General features: G+C 69.9%; 11 protein-coding genes. 5 read left to right on the top strand and 6 right to left on the bottom strand.

Annotated elements, in window-relative coordinates:
- Positions 1–103: 103 nt before the first annotated feature.
- The gene (locus ACFU5G_RS00365; RefSeq protein WP_377239565.1) at positions 104–757 is read right to left on the bottom strand and encodes a hypothetical protein; all 654 of its coding nucleotides are present in this window, start codon (positions 755–757) and stop codon (positions 104–106) included.
- Positions 758–1,505: 748 nt separating this feature from the next.
- Positions 1,506–1,928 (bottom strand): MarR family winged helix-turn-helix transcriptional regulator, encoded by a 423-nt coding sequence (locus ACFU5G_RS00370; RefSeq protein ID WP_377239567.1) that lies wholly within the window; start codon positions 1,926–1,928, stop codon positions 1,506–1,508.
- A gap of 67 nt (positions 1,929–1,995) precedes the next feature.
- Here ACFU5G_RS00370 and ACFU5G_RS00375 point away from each other — a divergent pair, with 67 nt between their 5' ends.
- A complete protein-coding gene (locus ACFU5G_RS00375) occupies positions 1,996–2,802 on the top strand; it encodes an alpha/beta fold hydrolase (RefSeq protein WP_377239569.1) in 807 nt (268 codons plus the stop codon).
- A 40-nt stretch (positions 2,803–2,842) separates the two neighbouring features.
- On the opposite strand, the gene aroQ is transcribed toward ACFU5G_RS00375, so the two are convergent.
- Together aroQ and ACFU5G_RS00385 are read right to left on the bottom strand one after the other, a co-directional pair.
- Positions 2,843–3,337 (bottom strand): gamma subclass chorismate mutase AroQ, encoded by a 495-nt coding sequence (gene aroQ / locus ACFU5G_RS00380; protein ID WP_377239677.1) that lies wholly within the window; start codon positions 3,335–3,337, stop codon positions 2,843–2,845.
- A gap of 198 nt (positions 3,338–3,535) precedes the next feature.
- Complete coding sequence (locus ACFU5G_RS00385) at positions 3,536–6,628, bottom strand: alpha-mannosidase (protein ID WP_377239571.1); 3,093 nt, start codon at positions 6,626–6,628, stop codon at positions 3,536–3,538.
- A gap of 81 nt (positions 6,629–6,709) precedes the next feature.
- Here ACFU5G_RS00385 and ACFU5G_RS00390 point away from each other — a divergent pair, with 81 nt between their 5' ends.
- Together ACFU5G_RS00390 and ACFU5G_RS00395 are read left to right on the top strand one after the other, a co-directional pair.
- Positions 6,710–7,390 (top strand): TetR/AcrR family transcriptional regulator, encoded by a 681-nt coding sequence (locus ACFU5G_RS00390; protein ID WP_377239574.1) that lies wholly within the window; start codon positions 6,710–6,712, stop codon positions 7,388–7,390.
- Between the two features lie 102 nt (positions 7,391–7,492).
- On the top strand, positions 7,493–8,779 hold the full coding sequence (locus ACFU5G_RS00395; protein ID WP_377239577.1) for an MFS transporter: 1,287 nt from the start codon (positions 7,493–7,495) through the stop codon (positions 8,777–8,779).
- 90 nt (positions 8,780–8,869) lie between these two features.
- On the opposite strand, the gene ACFU5G_RS00400 is transcribed toward ACFU5G_RS00395, so the two are convergent.
- Entirely contained in the window at positions 8,870–9,631 is a 762-nt protein-coding gene (locus ACFU5G_RS00400) for a DUF427 domain-containing protein (RefSeq protein WP_377239579.1), read from the bottom strand.
- A gap of 324 nt (positions 9,632–9,955) precedes the next feature.
- Here ACFU5G_RS00400 and ACFU5G_RS00405 point away from each other — a divergent pair, with 324 nt between their 5' ends.
- Together ACFU5G_RS00405 and ACFU5G_RS00410 are read left to right on the top strand one after the other, a co-directional pair.
- On the top strand, positions 9,956–10,528 hold the full coding sequence (locus tag ACFU5G_RS00405) for a TetR/AcrR family transcriptional regulator (RefSeq protein ID WP_377239581.1): 573 nt from the start codon (positions 9,956–9,958) through the stop codon (positions 10,526–10,528).
- A gap of 26 nt (positions 10,529–10,554) precedes the next feature.
- The gene (locus ACFU5G_RS00410; RefSeq protein ID WP_377239583.1) at positions 10,555–11,328 is read left to right on the top strand and encodes an SDR family NAD(P)-dependent oxidoreductase; all 774 of its coding nucleotides are present in this window, start codon (positions 10,555–10,557) and stop codon (positions 11,326–11,328) included.
- A 310-nt stretch (positions 11,329–11,638) separates the two neighbouring features.
- Here the strand turns inward: ACFU5G_RS00410 and ACFU5G_RS00415 are convergent, their stop codons facing one another.
- Complete coding sequence (locus ACFU5G_RS00415; RefSeq protein WP_377239585.1) at positions 11,639–12,574, bottom strand: AraC family transcriptional regulator; 936 nt, start codon at positions 12,572–12,574, stop codon at positions 11,639–11,641.
- Positions 12,575–12,635 lie beyond the last annotated feature (61 nt).

Consider the following 12,635-nt stretch of genomic DNA (forward strand, 5'->3'; position numbering starts at 1 on the left):
TAGCCGGACGCCTCATAGCTGTAGTACTAGGCGATGCCAGCTGGTTCGCGGAACAACTGGGCGAACGCGATGGAGTGCGAACTCGGAGAGGTGGGTGACCACCTCAGTGTCGCGTCTCCCACACCGTGACGGACAGGTCGGTCCGCTCCGACCGCTCCGAGCCGACTACCTCGATGCGGGCAAGGCGCCCGCCGTCCGTCGACGCGCAGATGTATCTGCCGACGACCGCCGCGACGTCGCCCACGTCGTCACGCAGGTACGTCTGCGCCTCACAGTCGGCCAGTGACGGCTCCTCGTCCAGAACGGTGAGGTCCGTGCCGATGAAGTTGTAGAGGATGTCGACGCAGACGTCGCCCTCGTCGCCGACGTCCCAGTTGGGCGCGTCGGCCTCGAGCGAGTCGAGGTCGAGGCACCCCGACTCGGCCAGGGTGATGGGCTCAGTCGTCGCGCGCCGAACACCGTCCTCATCCCCACCGCTCGCCGCACTCTCACCCAACCCAGCCGGCGTCGCATCCGCTTCCCCGCGCAGCTCGTCGACCTGCGCGCGATAGTCCTCGTTGGCGGACCTGAGCTCGGCGTTCTCTGCCTCCAGCCGGTCCACGACGGACTGCAGCTCCGCACTACCGGGGCCGTCGCCCACCACGCGGACCTCCACGGTCCCTGCGTCCACGGCCACGAGCGTGCCGATGACCGCCGTGACGATGGTGGCGACCGCCGTGACGATCGCGATCCAGAGCTCGTGAGGGACCCGCCGCACGGTGCGTTCCGAAGCTGGTGCTGCGGGTGGCGCCGACCGTTCCGGTGCGGAGTGCGACAGCGACATCGGCACCAACCTCTTTTCGAACGACCCACTGGGGACAAATGGCGCATTCAGCCTAGGGGGTGCCACCGACACGAACACACCCGTGCGCCGGCAGAATTTCGCGGAGCCGACGTCGCTCGTCGGGCCCCACCACTTACCTTGGCCACAGCATTGGGGCGTCTGGCGCGCGATCGCGCCGCACCAGTCACCAAGATCCCGAAAGGGTCAGGTCCGTCGCACGTGGCGGCACGGGCGCCGGGCGATCTCTATGCACCCGAAGGGCGCGCGCAACCGTCCGCCCACGTCAGGGGTGTTCGCGCCAGGGATACGCCCCAGGCGTTCACTTGTGTCGCCACGAGACGTCGTGCAAGACATGGACTTCTCAACGCCCGGGCCATCAGCCTCGGCCACATCATTACTCCCTGGCCGATGCGGCTGGCCGTCGAGCAAGACATACCCGGTCCCCACGTTGTCCAGCACACTGGTCCACACCACCGCGCGGCCGCCTGTGTCGATCCCCGTGGTCTCCCCGTCGAGATCGATCAGCTGTACGGTCCGCTTCTCCCGGTCGAGCGCGTGGAGGTCGCCTGCCAACTGCCACGCCAGCACGCACGTACGCACCTCGATCCTCCGCAGCCCCCATTCCGCGATCCGCTGCCCCCGCACTCCAGGCAACCTAAGCGTCGGCGGCGGCCACGGTGCGCTACCGACTCGAGCCAGAACCCAGCGCCTTGTCCAGCAGATCTCCGAGCCGGTTCAGTTCGGCGCCGCTGAGCTCCCCCATCGAGGCGGAGAAAACCCCGTCGACAACTTCCTGCCCAGCCGCGCGTAGACGCTCGCCCTCGACAGTGATCCGGTGCCGCACCGCACGCCCAGGACCCGGCACACGTTCGATCAGACGCTTGTCGACCATCCGGGCCGCGAGCGTACCGAAGGACTGATCCGTCTGGAACGTCAGGACCGCCAGGTCGTGCAGGGATGACTGCGGAAGTTGATGCAGATGGCGCAAGGTGTCCCACTGCACCAGCGACAGCCCGAGCGGCGCCAGCACGGCGGAGAGTGCGCGGTGGTGCCGGTACTGGAGGCGCTTGACGGCCAGGGCCACCTCGGCAGGACTGTGGTTCACCCGCCCATCGTATCAACTTACTTATCTATGGTTGCTTATATCAGTCTCCTGATCTAAGGTTCCTGATATGCCGCCTCTCGCGTCCGTCAAGGACCTTCGCCTCACCCGCAACGTCACCGTCTCGGTCGCCGCCGGACGAACACCAGTGACCGTCGAGGACCGGGATCGGACTCGGCCGTTCGTGCTCCTGCACGGTGGTGGCGGCCCGCGCACCATGAGCGGCTTCGCCGACCTTCTCGCCGAACGCACCCACTCGCGCGTCCTGCTACCCACCCACCCCGGATTCGCCGGCACACCACGGCCCGAGGAACTGGGCTCCACGCGCGACCTGGCCGCGATGTACGTCGATCTCGTCGAACGGCTCGACCTCTCCGACGTGACGCTTGTCGGCAACTCGTTTGGCGGCTGGCTCGCAGCCGAGATCGCCCTGCTGGGCAGCCCTCGCGTCAGTGGTGCCGTGATCGTCGACGGCATCGGCGTCGAGATCCCGGGCCATCCCGTGACCGACGTCAGCGGTCTCTCGCCCACCGAGATCACCGCGATCTCCTGGCACGACTCAAGCAAGATCCCCGTGGCCCCGGCCGGCGCCCCCGCACCGAGTCCTGACCTACCGGCGCTCCTGGCCTACACGGGGCCCCAGATGGCAGACCCCACCCTGCTCGGGCGCCTGAGGAACCTCGACCTGCCCGTGCACGTCGTGTGGGGCGAGAGCGACGGGATCGTCGATCCCGGCTACGGACGGGCCTACGCCGCGGCCATCCCGGGATCATCGTTCACCCTGCTGCCCGGCACCGGACATCTCCCGCAGCTCGAGACCCCCCAAGAGCTCTTCGACGCGATCTGGGAGCGGGGACGAGACACCCTGCGCGCATAGCTCAACCCGCCGCCGACAGCCTTGACCAGGACGCCTCCCATCACTGCCGGGCGCAGTTCGGTCCGGATCGGCCACACACCGTTGAGGTCGCGCCCTGCGGCACCCCCGCATGCAGCTGGTCCAGACCAAAGGCGACCCTGGTCTCCATCTCGGCACGCGCGAGCGAGTGCTCGCAGAGACGAGTGAGTCGTCGGAGCCCTTCGGTCGCAGCCAGATGATCGATGAGCGCGACCGTCATCCGATCCAGCCCTGGCCGGACCTCGATGGCCAGATCGGGGTGTCGGGTCGGCGCCAGCCCGGGACTCCACGCCCACGGGTCGCGCAGGCCACGCTGGATGAACTCGCTCGCCTCGATCTGCGCCCGAAAGAACTCAAGCACTCCCTGTCTGCTGACTCCCGCCTCCGCGGCGCGGGCCACCGCATCATCAAGTACTCGCCGTTCCCGACCAGTCTCCTCGATTGAGGAGTCGGTACCGAACTTGGCGACGGCTACCTGGTCAGCAAGCAGGACCCGTTGGGCCGAGATCCCGACCAGAGATCAGCCCATCGGGCACCGAGAGCGGCTGAGCGGTCACGGTCGTCTTCTTCTCACGTTGAACATGGGTCCAGTTGGTCGAGGCCGCCGGACCGGGCTGACTTGCCGTCGAGTCGGCTACCAGCGACTCCAGTGACTGAGGTGCCTGCCATCGGCCCGCGACGCCGGCTTGAACTCGGTACCGATCGTGTATTGATGTTAGGCGGCCGCCCGCACCCGAACTGTCGCGATCTGGAACGGGCGCAGCTCCAGGTCGATCGGCTCTCCGCCCGTCCAGGTCTGCTCGCCGAGGTCGCGCTCCAGGAGGTCGGTGCGCCACGCCGTCGAGAAGGGCGTGCCGAGCCCGAGTGTGACCGCGGTCCGCGCGCCCTCCGCCTCGTACAACCGGACGACGAGGTCGCCCGACCGGTCCTCGGCGAGCTTCACCGACTCGACCAGGACCGACGGCGCCGAGACCGTCACGATCGGATCGACGGCGGCGCCCGGGTCCCCCGGAACGTGCCGCACGGGAAGGTTGAGCCGGTAGCCGGCGGCCGCGGCGTCGAGCACCGTCGCGGCCTGGCCGATCGTGGTCCGGAAGACGTGGGACCCCTGGTCGGCCTCGGGGTCCGGGAACTTCGGCGCGCGCAGCAGGGACTGCCGGACCAGGGTCGTCGTGCCGCCGTCGGCGCGCGTGGAGCGGGTCACGTCGTGCCCGTACGTGGACGCGTTGGCCACGACCACGCCGAACCCCGGCTCGCCGACGTGCACCCACCGGTGGGCGACGGCCTCGAACCGCGCGACGTCCCAGGACGTGTTCGCGAAGGTGGGCCGCATGACGTGCCCGAACTGGATCTCGGAGGCGAAGTCGTCGGCGCGCACGTCCACGGGGAAGGCGAGCTTGAGCAGCTTCTCCTGCTCGTGCCAGTCGACCTCAGTCTCGACCTGCAGCTCCGCGGCGTCGGCGGCGAGCCGGAAGCGCTGGACGATCGTGGAGCCGCCGTGGGTGTGCGTCACGGTCAGGGCGTCGCCCGCAATCTCGACGGCGTCCGGCGTGCGGAGCTCGGTGACGGCGTTGGCGTAGGAGCGGTCGATGTCCCACGCCTCGAACATGTTGGGGCGGTCCCGGAAGACCTGCAGCAGCGCGGCCTGCTCGCCGTCGGGGACGACGTCGCGGCCCGACGCCAGGTCGACCAGGGAGACCAGCAGGCCCGCGGCGTCGAAGCGCGCGGAGAGGCGGCCGTTGTCGAGGCGGTAGCCGCCGGGGACGGCAGCTGGGGTCACGTCCGACGTCGGGCCGGCGGCGTCGTCCTGCGGGGCGAGGGCCGCGGCGCCCAGCGCCGGCACGTCCCCGTGCGCGAACGGCGCTGCGTTGAAGACGACGGTGGCTTCTCCGTCGCCGGCGAGCGCCCGCTGGGCGGTCGCGATGATGCCCTCCAGCTCCTCGCCGACTCGCCGGTAGGCCTCCTCGGCCTCCTCGTGGACCCACGCGATTGCCGAGCCGGGGAGGATGTCGTGGAACTGCTGGAGCAGCACCGTGTGCCAGATCGTGTCGAGCCGCTCGTAGGGGTAGTCGAGCAGGCCGCGGACGGCGGCCGTCGCGCTCCACAGCTCGGCCTCGCGCAGCAGGTGCTCGCTGCGCCGGTTGCCGAGCTTGGTCCGGGCCTGGGAGGTGTAGGTGCCCCGGTGGGTCTCCAGGTACATCTCCCCCGTCCAGACGGCGGGGTGCGGCAGGTTCTCCTTGGCCGCCGCGAAGAAGTCGGCCGGCGCGCCGAGCGTCACCCGCGGGGAGCCCTCGAGGTCCCGGGTGCGGCGCGCGGCGGCGATCATCTCGCGGGTGGGCCCGCCGCCGCCGTCGGACCAGCCGAACAGGGTGACCGACGTGTTCGACGTCGCTTTCTCGGCGTGCTGCCGCTGCGCCTTGGCGAGGTCGGCGGCGCCCAGGTCCGAGCCGTAGGTGTCGTTCGGCGGGAAGTGCGTGAAGAGGCGGGTGCCGTCCAGGCCCTCCCAGAGGAAGGTGTGGTGCGGCATCCGGTTGGTGTCGTTCCAGGACATCTTCTGGGTGAGGAAGCTGTCCGTGCCGGCCGAGCGCGCGATCTGGGGGAAGGCCGCGGTGAACCCGAAGGAGTCGGGCAGCCACGCCTCGCGCGAGAGCGTCCCGAACTCGCGGAGGAAGAACCCCTGCCCGTGCAGGAACTGGCGCACCAGCGCCTCGCCGCCGGGCAGGTTCGTGTCGCTCTCGACCCACATGCCGCCCACGGGGACGAACCGCCCCTCGGCGACCCGAGCCCGGATACGCTCGAAGAGCTGGGGGTAGAACTCCTTGACCCACGCGAGCTGCTGCGCACTGGAGCAGGCGAAGACGAATTCGGGGTCGGCGTCCATCAGGTCGAGCACGTTGGAGAACGTGCGGGCGGCCTTGCGCACGGTCTCCCGTGTGGGCCACAGCCAGGCGGAGTCGAGGTGCGCGTGGCCGACGGCGACGATCGAGTGGGCGGTCGCGTGGGCGGGGGCGGCGAGCACGCCCGCGAGCTCGCTCCGGGCGGCCGCGACGGTCGCCGTGACTTCGTCCGGGTCGATCGCGTCGCACGCCCGGTCCAGCGCGGCCAGGATCTCGGCCCGGCGCGGGAGGCCCGCGTCGAGCTCGCGCACGAGGCCGACGAGCGCGGTGATGTCGGCAAGCAGCGCGTCCACGTCGAGGTCGCGCTCGACGAGCGTGACGTCGCGCAGCGTGTAGACGGGCTCGGTGCCGGCCGTCGCCTTGTGGCCCAGGCGCGCGATGCGGGAGGTGCCGGCGGGCAGGAAGGTCCCCGGGAGCGCCGCCGCCATCCCCGCTGCAGGGGTGGGCGGGGCCGAGGCGAAGAAGTGCTCCAGCATGTTCGGGTTGGACGCCGCCTCCACGAAGACGTCGACCGCGCCGCCGTCGACGTCCATGACGTGGTTGAACGGTTCGACGCCCTTGATGATCGTGCCGTCCGGACGGTACAGCAGGCCCTCCGCCTGGAAGGCGGGCATCAGGCGCGAGAAGCCGAGGTCGACGAAGAGCTGGACGGTCGTGCCCGCCCGCCCCCAGCCGTCCGGGACGGAGCCCGTGACGTGGAACCACGTGGTCCCCCAGGGCTTGCTCCAGGCCTGGCCCACCTCGAACGGCGTGAACTCGTGCTCTACGGCCTCCGCGAAGGGCACGGGCTCGTCGGGCACCTCCCAGGCCGTGACTTGGACGGGCGCCCGGTGCGGGAAGAGGGCGGGGACGAGGAGGTCGCGGACCGTGTTGTTGACCCGGTGCTCGACCTGGACGGCGTTGTCGTTCATGAGGGCACCGTAACAGAAAAGCTCCACGTGGAACTTTTCGCGCTGATAGGTTGAGGTCCGGCGAGCAACAGGAGGTGGGACGTGTCGCAGAGCGAGCGCGCCGAGGCCCCGGAGGGCACGGGACCGGAGGGCACGGGGCCAGGGAGCACAGGACCGGAGGGCCGGTCACGACCGCGCGGCAGGTACCCCAAGGGGATCCTGCGCCGGCAACAGATCCTCGACCGCACCATCGGGGTGTTCGCCGAGCTGGGGTCCGAGGGCACCAGCCTGCGCGCCATCGGCGAGGCGATCGGCGTGAGCCACGCCGCCCTGCGCCGGTACTTCGAGACCCGCGAGGAGCTCTTCCTGGAGGTGCTCCGCGAGAAGGACCGCCAGGCCCTGGCCGACGCCCGCGACAGCGGCGCCGCCCCGACCGACTTCACCGCGCACCTGGAGGCCTACGCCCGGCGGACGCCGGGCCTCATGGCGCTGCGGCACAGCATGGTGGCCCGGGCGCTGGAGTCCGACAACGAGCACTCCCGCACGTTCTTCGTCGAGCGCTACCGGTCGCTGCGCGACGAGGCGCTGGCGATCCTGCGCGTCGCGCAGGCCGCCGGCACGGTGCGGTCCGACATCTCGCCGCAGGTGGCGGCCTCCCTGGTGATCGCCGCCATGGACGGGCTCTCCACGCAGTGGCTGCTCGACCCGGACGTGGACATGCTCGAGGGGATGAGGCTCCTGGAGGAGCTCCTGCAGCCGGCAGCGGGGCCGGCCGAGGGGTAGAACCAGCCGGGCCAACCAAAAAGTTCCACGCGGAACTTTTTGGTGTTACGTTGACTCCTGCCCGGGCACCGCAGCCCGGAATGCTCGCAGAGAGAAGTCGACGTGGACGAGAACCCCCATCCCGTGCCCACCGACGCCGGCCCGACGGCCGTCGCCGCTCCCCCGACCCCGGCGTCCGCCGGGACACTGCGCTCGCGCTATCCCCAGGTCGCGATCCCGCTGGCGATCCTCGGATTCTCGATCGCCCTCGTCCCGCCGCTCGTCATCACCATCGCGCTGCGGCTGCGCGAGCTGGACCTGGACAACTCCGCCGCCGACCTCGGCCTGATCCTCGGCGTCGGCGCGGTCTTCTCGCTGATCGCCAACCCCCTGGCGGGACGGTTCTCGGACCGGACGACCAGCCGCCTCGGCATGCGCAAGCCGTGGATCTTCTCGGGTGCCGCCGTCGGCTACGCCGGGATCGTCATCATCGCCTTCGCCCCGAGCGTGCCGCTGGTGCTCGTGGGCTGGAGCATCGCGCAGGTCGGCCTGAACTTCGCGCTCGCGGCGCTCGTGGCCATGCTCCCGGACCAGGTCGGTCCCGAGCGGCGCGGACGGGTGGCGTCGTTCATCAGCCTGGCGCAGAACGTGGGCGGCGTCGCCGCGACGTTCCTCGTGCAGCTCTTCCCGGCCGGGCTGGTGCAGTACCTGGTACCCAGCCTGATCGGCGTGGTGCTGATGGTCGTCATGGTGGCACCCGTCAAGGACCGTGTCCGCACGGAGCGCACCCGGGAGCCCTTCGGCCTGCGGGCCCTGCTCGGCTCGTTCGTCTTCGACCCGCGCAAGAACCCGGACTTCGGCTGGGCGTGGCTCACGCGGTTCTTCTTGACCACCACGCAGTTCACCGCGACCAGCTACCTCACGTACTTCCTCATCGCCCAGTTCGGGGTGTCCGACGCCGAGGCACCCACCCTGGTCTTCCAGGCGATCCTCGCCAACGCGGTCGGCATCGTCCTCGTCGCGCCCCTGCTCGGCTGGCTCTCCGACCGGCTCCGGCGCCGCAAGCCGTTCGTGATCATCTCGGCGGCGATCGCCATCGTCGGGCTCACGGTGATCGCGCTGGCGCCGTCGATCGAGGTGGTGTTCCTCGGCGAGCTCGTGCTCGGCGCTGGCCTGGGCGCGTTCTTCGCCGTCGAGCTGGCCCTCATCGCGGACGTGCTGCCCAGCTCGGACACCGCGGGCAAGGACCTGGGCGTGGCCAACCTCGCGCAGTCGCTCCCCCAGTCGCTGATCCCGGTCGCGGCGCCCGGCCTGATCGCCGCGTTCGGCTATCCGGGTCTCTTCCTCACCGGCGCCTTCCTCGGCGTCCTGGGCGCGATCAGCGTCACCCGGGTCAAGCAGGTGCGCTGACCCTGCCCTGTATCCACGGGAGAGCCGCTCCGCCCTTGGCAGTCCAGCAACAGGACTGATCGGACCGTCTAGGGCGGGGTGATCTCGGGGCTACGGCTGGCCGATCCGCTCCCCGTCGACGTAGACCTCCACGCCGGCACCCATCTCCGGCCAGAAGCAGACCAGTCCCGCAACCCTCTCCGCCTCGCGCAGCGGGGACTCGTACCCCCAGACCACGTCGGGGACCACGAGGTCACCCACGGTCAGCGACCAGTACCGCGCCGTCCCCTTGTAGGGGCAGTAGCTCACGGCGTCGGTCGGGCTGAGCAGGTCCATACGCACGTCAACCCGTGGCAGGTAGTACCGGGGCACCAGGCCAGTCTCAGTCAGGACCACTGGCCGGTGCGAGTCGGCGACAACCTCGCCGTTCGCCACAACCCGCACGTGGCGGCTGGAGTGCAGGGCGTCGACCCGCACGTATGGGCTGCGCCCGTGGAAGTGGATCACTTCGTCCTCCTCGAGCCAGGTGTCCATGGCCGACCAGGTCAGCCGGTAAGTGCTGCGCATGCCCGCGACAGGCGCCTCGGGAAACCGTTGGGCGGCGCCCGCGAGCACGCGATTGCCGAGCACGACGTCGAACAGCTCGCTCGGCCCGAGGACGCGAGACGTCTTGCCCGGGCCAGCTGGGCGCAACTCGGCTTTGACGTCACCGGGTGAGAAGAAGTACTGCGGAGCGTACGAGTACTCCCACACCAGCAGCGGTATGGCGGCGTCCGCGACTGTCTCGCCCGCACTCAAGGCGCGAATCCGGGTCTGGCCGCGCTGGACCGCCCCTGGCTGGATCACGAACGGGCTCTGCACGATGTCGGGCACTTCTTCGCCTTTCGATGTCGGTTGCGTCACGCGACCTCACCAACACGGCCACGGACACCTCACCCAGACACCAACCGGACAAACCATCCCATTATTTCACCCGACGGCGACGCGCCCCACCCCTCACCAGCAGTCAGCGCCAGCACCGGCTCGCCGCGCGCTCACCCATTGCCAGTGCCGGACAACGCGCGGACGACACGTCAGCAGCCAGGCCGAGCCCGACACCAGGCAACCAGAGTGCTGCGAGCGCGATGCGGCGTGTCTTGGCGCAGTGCACGAGTTGCAGGAACAACGAGAACACGGTGTTGCCACGGCCCTATAGCGGTGCTACAGAACGCTCATGGCGACACCCGCGAGCGCCTACTCGCTGCCGCGTTCGAGATCGCTACCCGTGACGGTGTCGACGCGGTCTCTACGCGCGCGGTTTGCACCGCTGCGGGTGTGCGGGCTCCGTCGCTGTACCACCACTTCGGTGACCGGTCGGGATTGGTCCGCGCGGTCGTCGATGCGGCGTTCGAGGAGTATTTCCGCAGCAAGGACGCGGCCACAGCAGCGGATGGTGGGGACGCGCGTGCCCGCATTGCTGCTGGATGGGATGCGCACATCGGCTTTGCGCTCGCCTACCCGGGTCTCTATTCGGCGATGTACCCGACATCGGGCTCGCTGCCGAGCCAGGTAGAACGAAGTGGCGCGCTTCTGCGCGCCGGTTTCGACGACCTTGAGGGGGTAGGTGCGCTTCGGCCAGGGATCACTGCGGCGCTGGCGACGAGTGCGCTCCGCGCAGCTCTCCGCGGTGTTGCGCACGCCGTCACCGCGAACCCCGACAACGCCGACAACGTCGCAATGTCTGCCGTCGTCCGTGACGCGCTGATCCGGGCGCTCGTCGCGGATCAATGACCCGACCTTCACTAGGGACCGACATTATGACCGATCTGCTCGCAAGCAAGACCATCCTCATCACCGGCGCCTCGGCCGGCATTGGCGAGTGCGCCGCGCGCCTGTTCGCCCGCGAAGGCGCGAACGTCGTCATCACTGCCCGCCGCAAGCCTGAGCTCGACCGGGTCGCCGGGGACATCGCGGCCGGTGGAGGCAACGTCTTGGCCGTCCAGGCTGACACCACCGACGCCGGTGACGCTCAACGAGCAGTTGCTGCCGCGGTCGAGAGGTGGGGGCGTCTCGACGGTGCGCTGAACAATGCTGGCCGTACCCAGGGCGGCGGGCGGCTCGCCGAGGTCACTGGCGAGACCTTCGACGCTGTACTGGAGACCAATTTCAAGGGCGTGTGGCTGGCAATGCGCGCCGAGCTGCGGGCGATGACCGCGGAAGGCACGCCTGGCGGGTCGATCGTTAACATCGGGAGCATCGGCGGCACTTTCGGTGCTGCCGGGCAGAGTGTGTACGGGGCGACGAAGGCCGCTGTCATCGCCATGAGCCGAGCTGCCGCCGCCGAGTACGGCCGCGATGGTGTCCGCGTCAACGCCATCGCGCCCGGCGCCACGATGACCGAGATGATGACCGCTTGGCAGGAGCGGGACCCAGGCATCGTCGAGCGCCTCAGCTCTCTCTCCGCCCTCGGTCGTCCCGGCCAACCTGAGGAGATCGCCGAAGCTGCGGCCTGGCTCCTCAGCGACCGAGCGAGCTATGTCACTGGCATGACGCTCGGTGTTGACGGAGGCACAGCCCCCTGGCCGCACTGAGTCAGTGTGAGCCGCACCGCCGCCCAGTTCAGACAGCGCGCCACAGCCGCCGACCCGGGCCCCAGGCCGCCAGCGAGCCGGCGACCCTTCGTGCAGGTCTGCTAACGCTGCACCAGAACAGTTCAGCAGGCCATTGACGACAACGCGGGCGGGTTCCCCTGCGACCGCATCGCTCTCGTCCTCGTTCGGGGTCCTTGGCCTCGCGAGGCGCTCCTGCGTAATTGATCACAGCTCGACCTTGCCGGCGCATAGCCCCGCCCGTTTCCTCCCGGGCCTTGCCGGGCACGGCTGGCGGGCCCGGGGGCTAGGTTCAGGTGCCGTCCGCGAAACCGGACGGTGGCTGAGCGTTCTCGGGCCTAACGCCAGGCGGGTTACGTCGGAAGCTGCCCGGCGGCACACCGTACTCACGGCGGAACGCGGCGGAGAAGGCGAACTCGGTCGAGTACCCGACCTGTCGGGCGATGGCTGCCAGGGGGGCATCTGTCTCCCGTAGCAGGCTGGCGCCACGCTCCAGCCGCCAGCCCATCAGGTAGCGCATCGGCGGCTGCCCGACGGCCGCGGCGAACTGCCGGGTGAACGCGCTCCGGGGCAACCCGGCGACCCGGCTCAGGCTGTCCACGGTCCACGGGTGCTGGGTCTTCTGGTGGATCTGCTGAAGCGCGGTAGCGACAGCCGGGTCGTCGGTGAGTGGCCGGCCCGCCAGGTCGTGCTCCTCGTGCCACTGCCGCAACACGTGGACGAGGACCAGGTCAAGGAGCGCCGGCAGCGTCGTGTCGTCCCCTTCCGGAGTGGCGGACACCTCCGCGCCCAGCAGGTCGGTCAGCGCCCGCAGCCGCGGGCTGCCGCGGTGGTCCGGTGACACGACGGCAAGGTCGGGGAGCGAGCGTAGGTACTGCGGGGCCGGTCCGTGCTCAAGACGGTAGGCACCGCACAAGAACTCGAAGGCTGCGGGTCCCGGCTCCGGCGGCAACGGGCCCAGCACGACGGCAGGCAGGTCCCGCAGCTGGCCCGGGACGGGGGCAAGGCCGTGCGCGGCACCTGACGAGGCGAGCACCACGTCGCCGGGTCGCAGCTCGACCGGGTCGTCATGCTCGGTGATCAGCCAGCAGCTGCCGCTCACGATGATGTGGAATCCGCTGCCGTCGAAGGCGGAGAACCGGACACCACGCCGGTCGGTCTGGCGCATAAGGCGCGCGCCCGGGTAGCCCACACGGACCGAGCGGATTACTTCGCCGATCAGATCCATATATCGCATGTTACGGCGCGGGCCCGGCGCACGGCCTCGTATGGACCCGCACTGATCGCGT

The sequence above is a fragment of the Promicromonospora sp. NPDC057488 genome, from assembly GCF_042802395.1.
GTDB lineage: Bacteria > Actinomycetota > Actinomycetes > Actinomycetales > Cellulomonadaceae > Promicromonospora.